The following is an 18029-nucleotide window of genomic DNA, read 5'->3' on the forward strand; positions in this document are numbered from 1 at the left end:
ACGGTTATAGTTTTCAGCATTTCACCCTAATGTGAAATTAAGATGAAATGGCTGTATTCCTAAAGTTAGAAACCGCTGGCGTTGACCTAAAAATTAATCTACAGGATAGCCAGCAGATGCGATCGCTTTTCTAACTTCACTTTCCTCCTTAGCCGTTTGAATCGTGACAAATTTTGTCTTGAGATCCGCCTCAACAGCGGCGGCTGAGTCAATGGCTTGGACTGCTTTGGTTATTGTATTCACACAAGCAGAACAAGCCATCTTGGGTACTTTTAGCTGTAAAGTCATAATTGGAACCTCAGCAGAAACTACTCTGCTCAATTAATGAATTAACTCCATTGTAAAGTCTCCAGTCAGCAGGAGAGTCAAGGGAATTGCGAAATAAATCTGGAATTATGAAAAAAGTGGTTTAACACGCTACCTGAGACGGCACAGCAAGAATTATTTACAGATGATCATCAATAATTTCATCCTGATTTCATTTCTATCTGAGAAACTAAATATAAATGGCAGTTTTAAGGATATAAAATCAATGAAATCAACTTCATTAAAAACAGGCTTTGCAGCGCTGACATTGACCGCCACAGCCGTTTTAACCAGCGGAGTGCTTGCAGCTTGTTCAAAAGCTCCGACAAGCCAAACTCAAGCTCCAAATGTTACGACAGCAACTCAAACGAACAACAAGCAAGACGTGGCACAAGGCGGCAGCGGTGGCATGAATCATGGCATGAATCACAATATGTCAATGGATTTAGGCCCTGCTGATGCCAACTACGATTTGCGATTTATTGATGGCATGACAGTACACCATCAAGGTGCTATAAACATGGCGAAAGATGTGCTAAATAAATCCAAACGCCCGGAAATAAAAAAACTAGCAAATAACATGATTGCCGCTCAAAACCGCGAAATCAATCAAATGAAACAGTGGCGAAAAAACTGGTACGCCAAAGCCGAAAATACACCGATGGCTTATCACGCTCAAATGGGTGACATGATGGCAATGACTCCCGAACAAATGCAAAGCATGATGATGAGTATGGATTTAGGGGCGGCTGATGCTGAATTTGACCTGCGATTTCTGAATGCGATGATTCCCCACCACGAAGGAGCTTTAGTGATGGCTGAAGATGCTTTGAAGAAGTCGAAACGGCCGGAAATGAAGAAATTATCTCAAGAGATTCTGACTTCGCAAAAGCAAGAAATTGAGCAAATGAAAGAGTGGCGCCAAGCTTGGTACAAAAAGTAGTGACGGGGCGGATCAATTAATTGCAATATCTATGGATACTGGCTTGAATTTTTCATGGTAGCTAGAGTATAATTGAGGTCAAACGGTTTTTGGCATCTTAAAATCCCAAAAGCCTTTAAACTCCAATTATTTGAGCGCTACTCCTTGACAGTTCCAGACAGTATCTACAATCCGATCGCAATTCTATGAAACGAGCAGTATTTCTCGACCGCGATGGCGTTCTCAATATCGAAGCTGGCTACATTCACAAACTAGAAGATTTGCATTTAATCCCAGGCATAGCTGAAGCTGTACGCCGTTTAAATGATCGACAAATATTTTGCTGTTTGGTTTCCAATCAATCCGGGCCTGCGAGGGGTTATTATCCGGTCAGCCATGTTGAAGCTTTGCACAAACGCCTGTGTTTGTTATTAGAACAAGAAGCTGGAGCGAGGTTAGATGCTCTTTATTACTGTCCTTATTTGAGCGAAGCGGAAGGCGGAACAAACCCAGAATTTACGCGATATACGACTTGGCGAAAACCGAATACGGGGATGTTAGTAGCGGCGGCTTGGGAACACGATTTGGATTTGCCCAATAGTTTTATGGTGGGGGATAAAGCGACTGATGTTGATATGGCTCACAATGCCGGTTGTACTGGTATTTTAGTGCAGACTGGTTACGGCGAAAGCGTGTTGAGCGGGGAGTATCAGCACCATACTAAACCGGATTTTATTGCTGCAAATTTAGCTGCGGGGGTTGAGTGGATTTTGCAAGATTTTGATGATTAAGCTAGTCAGCAAATAAACATTGTATATTCGGGATGGGCTTTGAGCCCGTCCCAATTATTTTTGCAATATTGTCTAAGGTGGAAGACTTTTTAGCTAAACAGACGGGAATCCCCACATTATATCGCTTCGATTAGTGTGGGATGAAAGACGCGGTGAGACGAGGATTCCACCTGTCAACCAATTCAAAACTATGTTTTGACCGATGACGGGTGGATGACGAGGCGAACAAATTATTTTATTCGACTTTTTTCAATACACCTTTTTAACCATTTCTGTAGCCAGTTGAAATTGGGCAATAAAAGTTAATACTTAATAATAGAAGTTTCTTTGAATGTATAAATAAAATATTTATTCGCTTACTTGACATAAAGTAACGCATTCAAGTATATTAACAGTAATTGATAAATCGCGATTAAAATTACACATTCACCGCTTAAATGAGAACTTCTTACCAGTATCGATTACGTCCAACAAAATTACAAGCCATTGAGATTGACAGATGGCTGTCAATGTTATGTGCACAGTACAACTATTGGTTGGCAGATCGATTCAACTGGTACGAGCAAAATCGTTCATCCATTAATGCGTGTCCCCTAGTTTGCTACTTACCTGAACTGCGGGACAATCCCGATTACTACACCCAGAAAAAAACGTTACCTCAACTCAAAAAGACCCATCCTTGGTATGCCGAGATTTACTCTCAAGTCCTCCAAGATGCAGTTAAACGAGTTAAGGTAACGTTTGATCGTTTCCTCAAAGGTGATGGTAACGGAAAACGCAGCGGTAGACCAAGATTTAAACAACGCAGTCGTTACCGCACGTTCACCTATCCTCAAATTAAAGACGGCTGCTTGCAAAACAACTTAATTAACTTGCCCATGTTCGGAAAAGTTAAAGTTGTTTTGCACCGTTCGATACCTGATGGATTCAAAATCAAAACCGTCTCTATTACCAAGAAAGCTGACCGGTACTATGTCACTCTCAGTTTAGAAGATTCTACAGTCCCTGAAATTAAACCAGATTTTAATCCTCAAAAGATTGTTGGAATTGATGTTGGGCTGAAGGATTTCTTGACAACATCAGAAAACGAGACTGTGGCAATTCCTCAACATTACCGCAAAGCTCAAAAGCGCCTGCGAACTATTCAGAAGCGAGTCTCGCGTCGTAAAAAAGGCAGTAACCGCAGGCAAAAAGCAGTCAAACAACTGGGGAAATGTCACAAAAAAGTAGCAGACAAACGCAAAGATTTTCATTTTAAAACTGCCAATAATTTATTGCAAAAATATGATGTTGTTGCAGTTGAAGATTTGAATGTTAAAGGACTTGCTCGTACAAAACTAGCTAAATCTGTGTTGGACGCTGGGTGGTCAAGCTTTCTGTCGATTCTAACAAACAAAGCCGTAAATGCTGGTCTGTTGGTAATCCCAGTAAGTGCCTATAATACTTCACAAGATTGTTCTGGTTGTGGCGAAAAAGTACAAAAAAAGCTGCATGAAAGATGGCACGACTGCCCACATTGTAGATGTAGTCTTGACCGCGATCATAATGCTGCGATAAATATAAAAAATAGGGCGGTGGGTCATCCCGTCTTTAACGCTCAGTCAATGTCCGAAGCAATAGCTGGAGTCACTGAGAAGCCTACGCCATACTGTACTCAGTTGGCGTAGGAGTATGTCACGGAATCTCGTTATGCTGCCTCACGGACTGGCTGACGGATCGGAATTTGAATCAAAAACTTAGTTCCTTGGCCCAGCGTGGAAAAACACTCTAGCTTACCGCCATGTTTTTCGGTGATGATTTGATAGCTGATTGCCATCCCCATGCCCGTTCCTTTGCCTACGGGCTTAGTGGTGAAAAATGGATCGAAGATTTTCTGTTTCACCGATTCAGGCATTCCCGATCCATTGTCGGTGATGCCAATTTCTACCCATTCTGAACCTAACATGGTAGTGCGGATGATAATTTGATTGGGGCTGGCTTTGATTTCTTCGTAAGTGCGATCGCCCTTCACTTCATCGAACGCATCGATCGCATTTGCCAAAATATTCATCACCACCTGATTTAATTGTCCGGGGTAACATTCGACATGAGGCAACTGACTGTAGTCCAGAATCACTTCGATCTCAGGGTTCTCCGTCTTGACTTTGAGGCGATGTCCCAGAATCAGCAATGTACTGTCAATGCCTTCATGAATGTCAACCGCTTTGAATTGGGCCTCATCAAGGCGAGAAAAGTTTCGCAGCGATATGACAATTTCCCGAATCCGATTTGTGCCAAGTTTGATAGAAGACAACATTTTTTGCACATCTTCTACCAGAAATTCCAGATCGATTTCCTCAGCTAAGGCGCGAATTTCGGGATCGTCGCCCGGATGGCGCTGTTCGTAGAGGCGGATCATCCGCAGCAAATCTTCAGTGCAATCATTCAGAGGCGTGATGTTGCCGTGGATAAAGTTGACTGGATTGTTGATTTCATGGGCAACCCCTGCCACCAGTTGACCCAGGCTGGACATTTTTTCGTTCTGCACCATTTGCACTTGAGCGGTTTGCAGCGCGCTCAGGGTTTGCTCTAGCTGCCGAGCTTGATCGGTGGCGATGACTGCCAGTTCGTGAATGGCAGCAACTTGAGGTAGGGAAGTCCAGCAGGCGATCGCCACCGCTACAAACGCCAGCGTCATCAATAAAATAATCAGAATTTCGGGATTGAGAGCATTGCTTGTAGGGCGAATCCAGGTACACACGAACCAGCTTACCGTGGATGCAGCGCAGACCAGCAAAATTAGAATGCTGACCTGAGCCATTAGAAAATCTCGGTCTTTGACTGGGTTTTGGGGTTTCGCGTGCAGTCGATCCCACCAGGCGGGCCCGAATGGCGCGAAGGAACTGCGTCGCACGATCGCATCCAGGGCAATCAGAACGATCGGCAACAGAATACCAATCAGAAAATCTTGCCAACCCCAGGCAACCCCTCCCACTACTAAGGCAATAAATTCAAAGATCGCAATCCCAAGGGACAAATGTCCCCATCGGACATCAGGATCGTGGCGGCGCAGCCACAGCGCCAGATGAACGAACATAATTGAAACGACCAAGCACACACAAGAGATCACCACAATGCGGTTGACATCACCCCATACCAAAAACAGGAGGCTACTGAGTAAGGTTAAAATCAGCGCAGGTTCCAGTGTTCCTCGACGCGACAACACTCCAAACACTGGAGCCATGTTTCCATCTAACGCTCCCTGATACAAAAAGCGCGGTGTATTGGACACTGTTGTGGCGGTTCCCAGAAGGCAGCTAGAGGTAATCAACAGGGTCATCAACAAAGAGGTATAAGATCCCCAAAACGGTTTAGCTGCTGCCACCAAATTGGCATAGAGATCGCTACCGAGTGATGTGTCGCTTGCCAGTCGCATGAACACCCAGGAGCCCCCAATGTAAACGAAGGGCATTAACCAGGCAAACCAGGACAGAAATTTGAGGGTCATCTCTGGTTTTTTGCTATCTGCAATAAAGGCGGCCACAGTGTCAGAGGAGTAGAAAGCATAGGCTGCCCAGAAATACCACTTCAGCCCGTTGGGAGAACTAATGGAGCTGAATTTAGATGGCAACAAGCCCGGACTGTCGGGTGCAAAGGCTAACCAGCCTAAGCCTTGAGCAATAAATAGGAAGAGAAAGCCGATCGACGGTAGCACAAAGAAGAGGTGCAAAATTGCCAGCGCTCGCGACCCACTAAACGCCACAAAATATGCAACCAGCGTGAAGCCAATTTCCAGGGCTTTCTCTGGCACTGTCAGATTCATCGGTTCGAGATGATGTTGCACCAGAGCCGTGAGGACGATCGCGTTAATCGGAGGAACCGACACCCAACTCAAATAGTAGGCAAAACCCACATATCGCGCCACTGCCGGATAGTTCGGCAGCAAGCGAGCCACATAGCTGGGAGTCCCACCGGAAACATCTTGCCACTTGCTGCCAAGTTGCCGCATTTGTAGGCTCAATAGCATCCCCACCAGCACACCGGGAATCCAAACCCACAGGGCGGCTGTGCCCAGTTCTTGATTGATCGTGGGAGCCAGCGTCAGCCAGATGAGAAATCCCACGACACTAAAGCCCCAGGCTTCCGCAACAGTGAGGGTGCGCTGTAACCGAATCGGTGTGGAATACTCCATCGTTGCCTTTTTCCTTAGCTATTACCTTGATAGTCTCATTTACCATTTGAAATACAAAGCAACCAGCCGCAGTTCGGTGCAAGTTTTCTTTTCTTCTCATCGATCTGACTGAGTTTTGCAGGAAAGAGCCACGTAAGGAAGCGCGACTGTAAAGGTAGTACCAACGCCGATTTTGCTTTCGCAGCCGATCGCACCTCCTTGCAATTCAACCGCTTTTTTAACAATTGTTAATCCCAAACCGTTACCTTTAATCTTTCCAGTATTCTTGCAGCGGTAGAACATTTCAAATATTTTCCCTACTTCGGTTTCTGGGATGCCGATACCTTCGTCTCGGATGCGCATAATTAGTAACGGAGAGTTAATATTTGTCAATTGGGAATTGGCAAACAAACACTGAGGAGATAAGCAGAAAATAGCTTTTTTGTCTCCCTCGCCTGCTTGACGGCATTCCAATTCCAAAATGACTTGCCCGCCGTTTGGCGAATATTTGATAGCGTTGACGATTAAGTTAGAAATAATGCCGTGGAGCAATTGTTGATCTAATATGGCGCTGGTAACATCTGACGTAATTAATGTTAGTTTGTGTTTTGCTTCATTTCCTAACTGCAATTGATCCAGCAAGTCTTGACAAAATTCGACTAAATTTATCGGTAATGGATGACATTTGAGTTTGCCTGCTTCTGCTCGCCCCATGAACAGCATATCGTCGATTAGCTGGTTCATCTTCTGGGTAGCTGAGTGGACTAGCCGCAGGGTTCTGACTTGGGATTCGTCACTGCTGCGAGTGCGATCGAGCTCTAGGAGTTCCGCAGAGATTAAAATCGCGTTGAGCGGATTCCGCAATTCGTGAGCAGCCATTGAAATATATTGGTTTTGGCGGTGCGATTTTTCTTCCACCGAATTTCTCGCTGCTTCCGAAGCTTTGAGAGCTTGTCGCATCTTGGTTTCGATTTCGTGCCTGTGCAGGGCAATCTCGATCGCCACCCGCAAATCATGTTGTTGAAATGGTTTGATAATATAACCAAATGGGTTTGTAAGTTTCGCTCTTTGCAGCGTTTTCTCGTCGGCATAAGCTGTTAAAAATACTGTTGGTACATCTACCTTGGTTCTGATTTTTTCGGCTGTTGTTATACCATCCATGTCACCTTTAAGCACGATATCCATCAGCACTAAATCTGGCCGTTCTTCTGCGACTTTTTCCAGGGCTTCTTCCCCTGAAGCAACCGTAGCTGTTACTGTATAACCCAGTTTTTTCAACCTGCCTGCTATGTCTTCGGCGACAATCACTTCGTCTTCGACCACCAAAATCTTGATCGGGTTCATATTATTTTTTAAATGCGCCGTCGATAAGTCAACTCAGCGAAACTAATATCGTAACAAATTCCGCACTCACTGTCAATGACAAGAGTTCCATCTAATTGGCAAGTCAACATCCGCACTAATCGCAATCCTAATGTTTCGGTATTTTCTACGTCGAAACCCGCCGGAAATCCCCTGCCGTTATCTTGAATACTTAAGTGAAATTGCTGAGAAGTTATTTCATGAAAATTAATATTAATTTCACCTGCCAAACTTTTGGTAAAGGCATATTTTAAGGAATTAGAAACCAATTCATTAATGATTAAACCGCAAGGAATTGCGGTTTCTATATTTAAAGAAATTGGGTCAACGTTGATATTGAATTGGATGGAAGTATTGCCGGAACTAAAAGATTGATACAAATTAGCAACCAAATTTTCAACGTAGGGCGGGAGATCGATCCGATCGAGATTTTCGGATTGATAAAGTTGCTCGTGAATCAGAGCCATTGAATGGATGCGGGTTTGGCTTTCTTCAAATAAAGCTAGCGTAGGTTCGTCTTCAATGTATTGAGCTTGAAGTTGCAGCAGGCTGGAAATTACCTGCATATTATTTTTGACTCGGTGGTGAATTTCTTTGAGCAATACTTCTTTTTCGCGGAGTGCTGCTTGGATGCGAGCAGAAGTCAATTTGCGATCGCTAATATCTTCGCAAATACCAGCGATGCGGTAAATATTGCCCGATTCATCGTAAATAGGAAAAGCTCGATCGCACACCCAGCGCATTGTGCCGTCTGGCCGAAAAATCCGATATTCGATATTGGTGGACTCACCCTGCAACACTCGCCCCATTGAGTCTTCCAACAAATGTTTATCTTCTGGATGCACCCACTCCATCATTTTTAAGGGCTCGGCATATAATTCTTCGTTGCTGCGCCCCCAGATTTGTTCGTAAGCTGGACTCAGATACAATAAATCGGTGAATTCAGCAGACATTAGCCAGAAGGAATTTTGGATATTTTCTGCTAGCTGGCGAAAGCATTCTTCACTTTCACGGAGCGCTTTTTCGGCCTGTTTGCTTTCGCTAATATCTTCTGCAATGCCAACAACGCGGTAAACTTCACCAGCTTGATTTATAATTGGAAAAGCCCGATCGCGAATCCAGCGAATTTCGCCGTCCGGCCTGACAATTCGATATTCTGTCTCGTCTTCAGTTACAATTTTTTTAGAAAATTTAGCAATAACGCGAGCTCGATCTTCTGGATGGAGGGAATCTACTAAAAAATGTCCGCCAGCATACAATTCAGCACAGCTTCTGCCCCAAATTTCTTCGTAACCTGGACTGATATAAATAATTTCCTGCGGTTGAATGCCTACCATCCAAAACACGCTTTCAATGTTTTCGGCTAGCTGTCGGAATCTTTCTTCACTTTCTTTCAGTGCTGCTTCAGCTTTTTTCCCTTGCGTAGCTGCAACCACCGCATCGCTAATATCGCGCTGCACGCCAAAATACCCCACGATTCTTTCGAGAGAATCGTAAATGCAAATATAGTCGCCTTCCACCCAAATTGTAGTCCCGTCAAACTTGCGATTGTCATTTTCGATGTGAATTCTGCCAGCATCAAAAAATTGCCTGAATATCTCTCTGCAGCCAGCCAAGTTGTGGGACAATAAAAAGTTAAGAGTTTGGCCAATGAACTCTTCCCGATTAGCTCCGTATTGAGTGATCAAAGCATCGTTTGCCTTCGTTATCCGCCCGTTAGCAAATACGTAATCCAAAACTTTTTCCTTTTCAGCGGCATTTTTCCAGTGCACGGGTTCGTCCAGCATCATAAAGAAAAAGCCATCTAAAGATTGAGAGAAAAACAATTCTAGCTGTTCCTGGCTTTCCCGCAAAGCTTCTTCGGCGCGCCAGCGAGAGAGAATTTCTTCCTGCAATTGATTGTTGGCTGTTTTCAAGTCTTCAGTGCGCTTTTGATATTTAATTTCTAGCTGATTTTTGATTTCTTCCAGCGCTATTTCTGCCTGTTTTTTTTCGGTAATATCTTGAGTAACGACCATTCCTGCAAAAATTTCTTCCCGGTCGTTTTTAACGGGAGCAATTGTTGTTGAATAAATGCGATCGCGGTATTTATATTCAAAATTATTCTCTTTTCCTGCCAAAGCCGCGCGATATGTAGTCTCAAAAAGTGGCAAATCTTCAGGTGGGGATACTTCCCACAATGTTTTGCCTTCCAACAGTTCTTTGGACAAACCAACTGGTGCCAAACCTTGACCGTCAACGAGAGTATACCGCAAATCGCGATCGAACAAAAATACCGAGCCATTCGGATAATGTTTGATCAGAGTTCGGTACATTTCCTGGCTTTTTTCGAGAGATGCGATTAACTGACTTCGCTCGTCGTCGGCGATATCCAATTCAGTTGCGAAACCCGAAGAACCTGCATTTTTGACTGCTTTGAGTTGTGCTGCTAATTTCTGACACAATTCTCTCTGCTGCTGCAAATGCTCTTCGAGTTCGCGAATTTTTTCGCTTTGCTCTGCTACCAATGCTTCGCAGGTATCGAGAAGTTGATTTCCTGCGGGATAGCTACGTCGCGCGTACTCGGTGGGATCAATACACATATAGCAATTCTCAAGTGAGTGAGGTACAGATTCGGAATTGGGAATTGGGAATTGGGAATCTTGCCCGTTCTAGCTATTTTTGCAAGAGGTCTAATTAGGAAGTCTCCATCGACATTTTATGCTTATTCGATCGCCAATTTACAGGTATAGTCAACCAGCCTTGACAAAAATGAGTCGCGATCGACTAAAGTCCATCTGGGATCGAAATTCGACCAGTTTTCACCATCTTCGCTAATTCTGACAGTTCTAAACTCTCGCTGCTTGCAGTTAACTTCCATCTGCGCCCGCATTTTCTGGTCACTAAACTTCTGAGTTCCTAAAAAAATTCTGACTGGATAAGAGGGAGCGCCGGGAAAATTTGATTTACTTAATTTTACGCTGCTGGGATCGATGCAAATATCTACAAAACATCTTAATTTTTCGGCGCTGGCGCTCAAAGTATTGACGGAAACAAAAATCAAAGTAGCTAGAAAAAGGCTTGACAAATTCTTAGTTGTATGTTTTAAAAATCTAGTTTGCATCTGCGTTAATTTGCGTACCCTTCCCGAAGGCGAAGCGCCTACATCTGCGGTTATTATATCGAAAAATCAACTCAGCGGTTAAAATCGCTCCTAGACAGACAAAACCCGCTGTAAGGCGGGTTGAATTTCTTCAGTCCGCGTCGGCGGACTTTGTTTGTGTAGTCGCGAATTCTATTCGCCCTGAATATTTGCCGTCAAGATTAGCTTTTTAAAGCTGAGGAACATATTGTTCTTTTTCAGGAACAAAAGTGTATTCAGAGACGATTAGCCGCAACTCTTCGCCGTCGATGGTTTCTTTTTCGATTAACAAATCTACTAGGCGATCGATCACAGTGCGATTTTCGCGAATAATTCGGCGGGCGTCGTCGTAGCAACGATCGACAATTTCCCGAACTTGCGAGTCAATCCGAGAAGCAATTTCTTCGGAATATTCCGATCGCGCTGTGTAGTCGCGGCCGAGGAAAATTTCGCTTTGTTGAGCTTCTAGGGCGATCGGCCCCAAGGTAGACATCCCATAGCGAGTCACCATTTGGCGGGCCATGCCGCTGACTTGCTGTAAGTCGTTGCCGGCACCGGTGGTGACTTCAGCATCGCCGAAAACTACTTCTTCGGCGGCGCGTCCACCCAAAGCACCACTAATGCGGGCTAGGATTTGCGATCGAGAAATTAAACCTTGGTCTTCGCTAGGCATAAACCAAGTCAAGCCGCGGGCTTGTCCGCGAGGAACTAAGGTAACTTTTTGTACGGGATCGTGGGCTTGAATTACAGTACCGACGATCGCGTGGCCGATTTCGTGGTAAGCAATTAAGCGTTTGCTCTTGCTGTCTACCAGCGGTGTGCCTTCCATACCTGCGACGACGCGATCGACTGCATCGTCAATTTCGAGCATCGTAATCGCTTCTTTGCGTCGTCTCGCCGTTAAAATAGCAGCTTCGTTGAGTAAGTTAGCCAAATCAGCGCCAGTAAAACCGGGTGTCCGGCGGGCGATGGCATCCAAAGAAATCTCCGCAGACAGCTTCTTGTTGCGCGCGTGAACTTCCAGAATTTCCAAGCGACCTTTGATATCCGGTACATCGACGCTAACTTGGCGGTCAAAACGTCCCGGACGCAGCAGCGCTGAGTCGAGCACGTCGGGGCGGTTGGTGGCAGCAATGATGATAATGCCAGTATTGCCCTCAAAACCGTCCATTTCGGTCAGCAACTGGTTCAGGGTTTGTTCCCGTTCGTCGTTACCACCGCCGATACCAGCGCCGCGCTGACGACCAACTGCATCTATTTCATCGATGAAGATGATGCAAGGAGCATTTTCTTTAGCTTTCTTGAACAAGTCGCGGACGCGGGATGCGCCGACACCGACGAACATTTCGACAAATTCGGAACCGGAGATGCTGAAGAAAGGGACGCCGGCTTCGCCTGCGATCGCTTTTGCCAGCATGGTTTTACCTGTTCCGGGAGGGCCAACTAGCAGTACGCCTTTGGGAATCTTCGCGCCGACTGCGGTGAAGCGTTCGGGTTTTTTGAGGAATGTCACGACTTCGGCGAGTTCTTCTTTGGCTTCTTCTACGCCTGCTACGTCGTCGAACAGTACGCCTGTTTTAGCTTCCATTTGAAAGCGTGCTTTGGATTTGCCAAAATTCATGGCTTGACCTGGGCCTCCTGGCACGTTGCCGCCACCTCGGCGGAACAGGAAAAACAGCCCTCCTACTAACAATAGGGGAAATACTAGATTGCCTAAAACTCCCCAGATGGCGCCGTCGTTGCGCAGCGGGTGAGTGTCGAAGCTGATTTTGGAGTCTCTGAGTCTAGCAACGAGTTCTGGGGCATTTGAGGGCAAGTCCACCCGCCACCGCTGCTCGTGATTGTCCAGTTCGGGATCGACGGCTAGGACGATCGCTGTGCGGCCTCCGTCGTACAAATCAACGCTGGTGACTCGATCGGCGTTTAAGTAATCTAAAAATCTACCGTAGCTCAGGCGGGTGCTGGCGGTGTTCTTGCTCATCTCTGCGGGGGATGCGGCGAAGGCTCCCTGCCACAGGAAAAAGCCGATGACTAGGGCGGGTAAAGTCCAAAGTAGTATAGTTTGCCAAGAAATTTTCATAAATGCGGGTGCCTTGAATTGGGGACAGATCGGGTAAGCTGGCGGTGTGGGATGAGTGTGACAAAAGTTTACACTCAGAATCTTAACTAAATTTAACTTAACAATGCACGATCGGGCAAGATGATGACGATCGTCGCGATCAAGAAAAAGTTAGGTTAGTTACCATAAGGGCGATCGTCCCGAATATAATGTTTGATGCTGATTTCGATACCAATCTAGGTAAAGTTAGAAGAATCGCCGCAAAACCCACTGTCTTTAAGCGCGGCAGTGTCAAGGGATAAGGCGTCAGGAACCTCAGCCCTGACGGCATGAGGCTTGAAAGAGAAATCTAGCAAGCCGTTCTGACCAGCCTAAGTCTTAACTGACTACGTTTTTTGAGTCACGACACCGGGCGGATGCTTAGCTAGTCCCCTGCCATGTCATTTGCAGTTAAACAGTTTCAAGGTCACTGAAACAGTGCTGCAAGTCTAAAAAGCTCAGAAAACATTGGCCGACAAGCTAACTTTACCCCGCAAGGGAGGCTCGAAAGAGCAAAATGCTATGCGTACAGGATTGGGAGACTTGAAACGGTAACTGTCCCGTTGAGAGTGCAACACAAAAGCACACCGAACCAACCAATCCCAAGGCGGTAGTATATCCAAAACAATAATAAAGCCGTCCTAGAAGGACGGGGTTTCTACCCATTTTTCTGATGACAACTAGACAGCTTGTTCCTAATTCGGCTATGCTGACGCAGCAGACTAAGATCGCTTCTCACAAATCGATTATTAGTGCTGATTTGGGTCGTACAGCAACTAAAGCTTGCGTGAGTCGCAACCCAAATGGTGTTGTATTCATCCCTGCCAACGTGGCTGCGATGCCCGTCGAAAAGGTGCGGGGCGGCAGCTTTGAGTCAAAAGCAACAGACCCTCTGTTGGATATGTGGCTGGAGCACCAAGGCAAGGGGTACGCCATCGGCCAACTGGCCGCGGACTTTGGCGCTAATCTCGGCGGCGCTGACCAGTCGAAAGTAGTAGATGCTTTGGTTAAGGTTTTTTCCTGTGCTGGATATTTCCAAATGAAGGGCGAAATGGCAGTAGTGCTGGGTTTGCCTTTTTATTCGCAGGATCAGTTTGAGAAAGAAAAGGAAGAGATTATCAGCCAACTGCGCTCTCCCCACGTTGTGATCTATCGCGGCGAACGTTTGGAAATTGACATCCGCCACGTTTGGGTGATGCCGGAAGGATTCGGCAGCCTAATTTGGTGCGAGGCTCAAGACAACAAGGAGTTTTCGCCGGAGTTGCCGGAACTGTCGGTGGCTGTTGTCGATATCGGACACCAAACTACCGATTTGTTAATGGTCGATCGTTTCCGGTTCGCCCGCGCGGCTTCTAAGAGCGATTCCTTCGCCATGAACAAGTTCTACGAACAAGTTGCCTCAAAGATTCCGGGCGCAGACCCTCAATCTCTGTCTTTACTAGAAGCGGTGAATAAGCCGGAAGGCCAACGTTTCTACCGTCCTAGAGGAGCGACTAAGCCGACTAATTTAGATCCGATTATTAAGGATTTGCGGGAGGCTTTCGCTAACGAACTGTCCGAACGTTTGGTGCAGTGGCTGCCGGAACGGGTGACGGATGTAGTTCTGACTGGCGGTGGCGGCGAGTTTTTCTGGGAGGTTCTCCAACCTTTGCTGAAAGACGCCAATCTTAAGGCTCACTTGGCTCAGCCTTCTCGGAAAGCTAATGCTTTGGGACAGTTTATTTATGCTGAGGCTCAGCTAGCCACGATAAAGTAACGCATTAAGGCTTGAACCCTATGGCACTGTGGGCAAAAAATAAGGCGAATTTCTCGGTGGCGTTTACGGAAGATGCTGCGGATCAAACTTTGCTGGCGGCTATTGAAAAAGAGTTGGCTTTTACGAAGTATCAGACTTTCAGCAATCTCTGCAAGCAAGCTTTGTGGCAGTTTTTGTCTGTATCTGAGTCTCCTATCTCTACAGATAGCTCTCAGCGGTTGGAAGAGCGTATTGCTGAACTTGCGGTCAGATTTGCTGAGTTTGAGCGCAATGTTTCTGCTGAGGAATTAAGCCGTTTGGAGGGACTGGAACATCACCTGAGTCAATTGGGCGCACAGTTGGATCAGTTGCAGGGGAGTGTTAACAGTAAGTTTGCTCAAGTTTCTTTTGCCCAAGTTTCAAAAGTAGTAGAGCCTGATCCGATTGAGTCTGAATCTGTAGCGAATGATCTAGTTTCTGACGCTGAGGTTGCTCCTCGTCGGGAGTCCGATCCTTTATTGGAGCGTTTAAGTTCTTTGTTACCGCAAGATTTCTAGGCCAAGGCTTTTTAGCCTTGAGATGTGATGTTAGTGGCTCGCTGTTGGCAGCGGGTACTGAATAAATAAACAAAGTCGATCGCTCTTTTGAATAAAAAGGGCGATCGACTTTGTTATGGAAGAAGGAAGAAGGAAGAAGGAAGAGGGAAGAAGGAAGAGGGAAGAAGGGAGAGGGGAGAGGGAAAAATTGCCAAATTACCAATTATCAATTACCTCGATATTATTCCATCAATCCTAATTTTTGCAATCGCAAACGAATAGCAGCAGGCTGTCGCTGAAATCTCTGAGCTAATTCGCCAATTTGTTGATCGCTTGCATATTCTTTCTGCAAATTCTCGTCTTCCTCCCGACTCCACTTGATATAAGCTCTGGGATATTTCTGGCGAATTTTCTCATTTTGGGTTTTAGATCGATCGGCATTTTTTGGCTCGACATTCAAACCAGAACCCAACGGTTGATTAATTTCCCCGCCGCGACTAGCTACAGCCTCCTGCAAACGGTGGGGAATCACAGCCATTTCTTGAGCCAGCTCAGCCAAAGCATTGTCTACTTTTTGCTGAAGTTCTGTTAGCTGCCGCTGCTGCAAATTTCCCCACTGCGGCAGTTCGTTGATAAACTCCTGCAAGTCCAGAATTATTGTTGTCAAAGTTTCGACTTGTTGCAACTCCGGCCGTTGTTTGAATTGGCGGCTGGTGATTTCGATCTCGCTTTGAATCATTTTTATAGTTTTTTCTAAAATTATGATCCGCTGGCGCAGGTTCTCAATTGCTGAAATTATAGAGTGTGTGTTTTCTCCCTGTCCAACATTCTGATTTTCGCGAGATGTTTGAGCAAGAGCTTCGTCTACAGCATTGACAGCGAGTTGTAATTGTTCGATCGCGCGATCGCTAGTAGCTGCTTGTTGGTTTACGCGATCGAACACAGCCACCGTACTTGTTTTAACTTGCCCGCGCAACTTCTGGCGGTTCACAAAATTCAACACGAGGGAAATCACTACAGGAATTTGAGCATAAACGCTCTGCTGCCAAACCAAACTCGCAGCCAATCCCACAGCCGAGGCAGCAAGAAAGATTAATTCAGCAGTTTCTAACAAATTGCTCGATTTTGGATTTTGGATTTTGGTTGATGAATTAGATGATGACATAGGTTATTAATTGGGAATTGGGAATTGGGAATTGGGCATTGGGCATTGGGCATTGGGAATTGGGCATTGGGAATTGGGCATTGGGAATTGGGCATTGGGCATTGGGAGGCTGTAGATCGCCGAATTGAAAATTACTATAGTTTTTTTTATATAACAATCTACTTAAATATATTAAATTTGCAAAATTAGTCGAGCTAAAGTGAAATAAATCAAAACTCCGAGGACATCAACTGCGGTGGTAATAAAAGGAGCTGACATTAAAGCGGGGTCTAAACCCAAAGAACGAAACAGAAACGGCAGAGATGAACCGGCAATAGAAGCTAAAATTGCGATCGCAAACAAACTCACCCCCACCGCGATGGCCACCGCTAAACTCCCTTGCAGAATATAAGCCCAGCCAGTCGCTACCGTCCCCAATATAGCTCCTAGTAGCGCTCCCGCCATCCCCTCCCGCACAATTATTTTCATCGGCCCCATTGCTGTAATTTCGTCAGTGTTCAAACCGCGAATTACAACTGTTGAGGACTGAGCTCCGACATTACCTCCAGTGCCAGTCAGCAGCGGAATAAAGGCTGCTAGGGCGACTACTTGTTGCAAAATATCTTCTTGAGCTCTAATGATTGCGCCAGTGACAGTATTGGTTAAAAGCAGAATAAACAGCCATACGACCCTTTTGCGAGCAACGGTGATTAAATCGGTCTGAAAATAATTGTCACCACCAGACTGGACGCCACCCAAGGCATAAATATCTTTGTCGGCTTCTTGTTCTAAAATGTCGATCGCATCGTCAACTGTAATGATCCCCACCAGACGCTGTTCGCGGTCTACAACGGGCACAGCTAAAAAATCATAACGCTGGATCAGCCTCGCTACTTCTTCTTGATCCGTTCCCGTTTGAACAGAAACTACCTCGCGGGTCATAATTTCGCCGACAGTTTTGTCGAGGGGAGAAGTGACTAAATCCCGCAAGGATAAAATGCCACTCAAGCATCGCGCCGCATCGGTGACGTAAAGAGAATAAATTGTTTCAGTAGTTCTAGCCAAAGAGCGAATTCGGTCTAAAGCTTGGGCGACGGTAAAGCTTTCTTTGAGAGAAATGTATTCTGGGGTCATGATCCGGCCGGCGGTACTGGCTTCGTAACCCAAAAGTTGGGCCGTAGCTTCGCGTTCCGTTGGGCTCAATTCACCTAAGAGGCGGCGGACTAAGATTGCCGGCAGTTCGTCAAAAAGTTTAGCTCGATCGTCCGGGGACATTTTGTCTACAATATCGATGACTTCTTGGCGTTTGAATTTTTCGCAGAGGGACTGCTGAACGCTGGAGTCGAGATATTCGTAAACTGCGATCGCTTCGTCTTTGGAAAGCAAGCGGAAAGCTATTACTTGCATGGTTTCTGGCAGGCCTTCGATAGCTTCAGCGATGTCTGCTTCCTGCACCGGGTGCAAAATCGCTTTTGCTCCTTTAAAGTCTCCTTGTTCCAACAGGGCCTTTAACTGCGATCGAACTAATTCCCGCAGTTCTTTTCGCGCGTAGATGGGTAGCGAAGACGATTGATAATTTTTTTCTGTCACTGATGACCCTCCTAAACCTGTGCTGCGCGCCTTCCTGAATCCAGTTTATAGCCTATTGACACCACTGGTTGCAGTTATACGATTTACACGGGCGGGGTGAGCAACCCAATTTTTTCGCGGATGCTTCACCATCAAAACCAAGATGTATTGTCGAAACCGGGTTGCTTGGTATTGTGTTTTTGATCTAGCGCCAAAGAGCGTGAGTTCGGGAAAGTGCGATCGATTACCAATTACCCATTACCAATTACCTGACATACCTGATCGCCGTTGAGAA

At 45.8% G+C, this 18029-nt stretch carries 14 protein-coding genes; 6 read left to right on the forward strand and 8 right to left on the reverse strand.

All coding sequences use genetic code 11. The features are described from left to right. Nucleotides 1-93: 93 nt before the first annotated feature. Nucleotides 94-288, reverse strand: a complete 195-nt coding sequence (locus K4039_RS12985; protein ID WP_265235601.1) for a heavy-metal-associated domain-containing protein — start codon at nucleotides 286-288, stop codon at nucleotides 94-96. Nucleotides 289-532: 244 nt separating this feature from the next. Here K4039_RS12985 and K4039_RS12990 point away from each other — a divergent pair, with 244 nt between their 5' ends. The 3 genes from K4039_RS12990 to K4039_RS13000 all read left to right on the forward strand — a co-directional run bounded on the left by K4039_RS12990 (nucleotide 533) and on the right by K4039_RS13000 (nucleotide 3686). Beyond that, complete coding sequence (locus K4039_RS12990; RefSeq protein WP_265235602.1) at nucleotides 533-1249, forward strand: DUF305 domain-containing protein; 717 nt, start codon at nucleotides 533-535, stop codon at nucleotides 1247-1249. 185 nt (nucleotides 1250-1434) lie between these two features. Next, complete coding sequence (locus K4039_RS12995) at nucleotides 1435-2019, forward strand: HAD family hydrolase (protein ID WP_265235603.1); 585 nt, start codon at nucleotides 1435-1437, stop codon at nucleotides 2017-2019. A gap of 437 nt (nucleotides 2020-2456) precedes the next feature. Beyond that, nucleotides 2457-3686 carry a transposase gene (locus tag K4039_RS13000; RefSeq protein ID WP_265235604.1) on the forward strand — a complete coding sequence of 410 codons (1230 nt, stop codon included), beginning with the start codon at nucleotides 2457-2459 and terminating at the stop codon, nucleotides 3684-3686. Nucleotides 3687-3706: 20 nt separating this feature from the next. Here the strand turns inward: K4039_RS13000 and K4039_RS13005 are convergent, their stop codons facing one another. The 5 genes from K4039_RS13005 to ftsH2 all read right to left on the reverse strand — a co-directional run bounded on the left by K4039_RS13005 (nucleotide 3707) and on the right by ftsH2 (nucleotide 12732). After that, on the reverse strand, nucleotides 3707-6190 hold the full coding sequence (locus K4039_RS13005; RefSeq protein ID WP_265235605.1) for an ATP-binding protein: 2484 nt from the start codon (nucleotides 6188-6190) through the stop codon (nucleotides 3707-3709). Between the two features lie 96 nt (nucleotides 6191-6286). Next, nucleotides 6287-7513 (reverse strand): response regulator, encoded by a 1227-nt coding sequence (locus K4039_RS13010; RefSeq protein WP_265235606.1) that lies wholly within the window; start codon nucleotides 7511-7513, stop codon nucleotides 6287-6289. Nucleotides 7514-7521: 8 nt separating this feature from the next. Beyond that, nucleotides 7522-10113, reverse strand: coding sequence for a PAS domain S-box protein (locus K4039_RS13015; protein ID WP_265235607.1), 2592 nt, complete (start codon nucleotides 10111-10113; stop codon nucleotides 7522-7524). A gap of 122 nt (nucleotides 10114-10235) precedes the next feature. Then, nucleotides 10236-10634: a hypothetical protein gene (locus tag K4039_RS13020; protein WP_265235608.1), complete on the reverse strand. Its 399-nt coding sequence runs from the start codon at nucleotides 10632-10634 to the stop codon at nucleotides 10236-10238. A 208-nt stretch (nucleotides 10635-10842) separates the two neighbouring features. Then, entirely contained in the window at nucleotides 10843-12732 is a 1890-nt protein-coding gene (ftsH2, locus tag K4039_RS13025; protein WP_265235609.1) for an ATP-dependent zinc metalloprotease FtsH2, read from the reverse strand. A gap of 691 nt (nucleotides 12733-13423) precedes the next feature. Here ftsH2 and K4039_RS13030 point away from each other — a divergent pair. The 3 genes from K4039_RS13030 to K4039_RS13040 all read left to right on the forward strand — a co-directional run bounded on the left by K4039_RS13030 (nucleotide 13424) and on the right by K4039_RS13040 (nucleotide 15303). Then, nucleotides 13424-14506, forward strand: a complete 1083-nt coding sequence (locus tag K4039_RS13030; RefSeq protein ID WP_265235610.1) for a ParM/StbA family protein — start codon at nucleotides 13424-13426, stop codon at nucleotides 14504-14506. Nucleotides 14507-14526: 20 nt separating this feature from the next. Continuing rightward, complete coding sequence (locus K4039_RS13035; protein ID WP_265235611.1) at nucleotides 14527-15042, forward strand: hypothetical protein; 516 nt, start codon at nucleotides 14527-14529, stop codon at nucleotides 15040-15042. Between the two features lie 87 nt (nucleotides 15043-15129). Further along, nucleotides 15130-15303 carry a hypothetical protein gene (locus tag K4039_RS13040; protein ID WP_265235612.1) on the forward strand — a complete coding sequence of 58 codons (174 nt, stop codon included), beginning with the start codon at nucleotides 15130-15132 and terminating at the stop codon, nucleotides 15301-15303. Here K4039_RS13040 and K4039_RS13045 read toward each other — a convergent pair. Both K4039_RS13045 and mgtE read right to left on the reverse strand, forming a co-directional pair. Next, nucleotides 15263-16186 (reverse strand): hypothetical protein, encoded by a 924-nt coding sequence (locus K4039_RS13045; RefSeq protein ID WP_265235613.1) that lies wholly within the window; start codon nucleotides 16184-16186, stop codon nucleotides 15263-15265. The two genes, K4039_RS13040 and K4039_RS13045, sit on opposite strands and share 41 nt — an antisense overlap. Before the next feature lie 171 nt (nucleotides 16187-16357). Further along, complete coding sequence (gene mgtE / locus K4039_RS13050; protein ID WP_265235614.1) at nucleotides 16358-17755, reverse strand: magnesium transporter; 1398 nt, start codon at nucleotides 17753-17755, stop codon at nucleotides 16358-16360. Nucleotides 17756-18029: the final 274 nt, after the last annotated feature.

This window comes from Lyngbya sp. CCAP 1446/10 (assembly GCF_026130175.1).
Taxonomy (GTDB): Bacteria; Cyanobacteriota; Cyanobacteriia; order Cyanobacteriales; family Microcoleaceae; genus Microcoleus.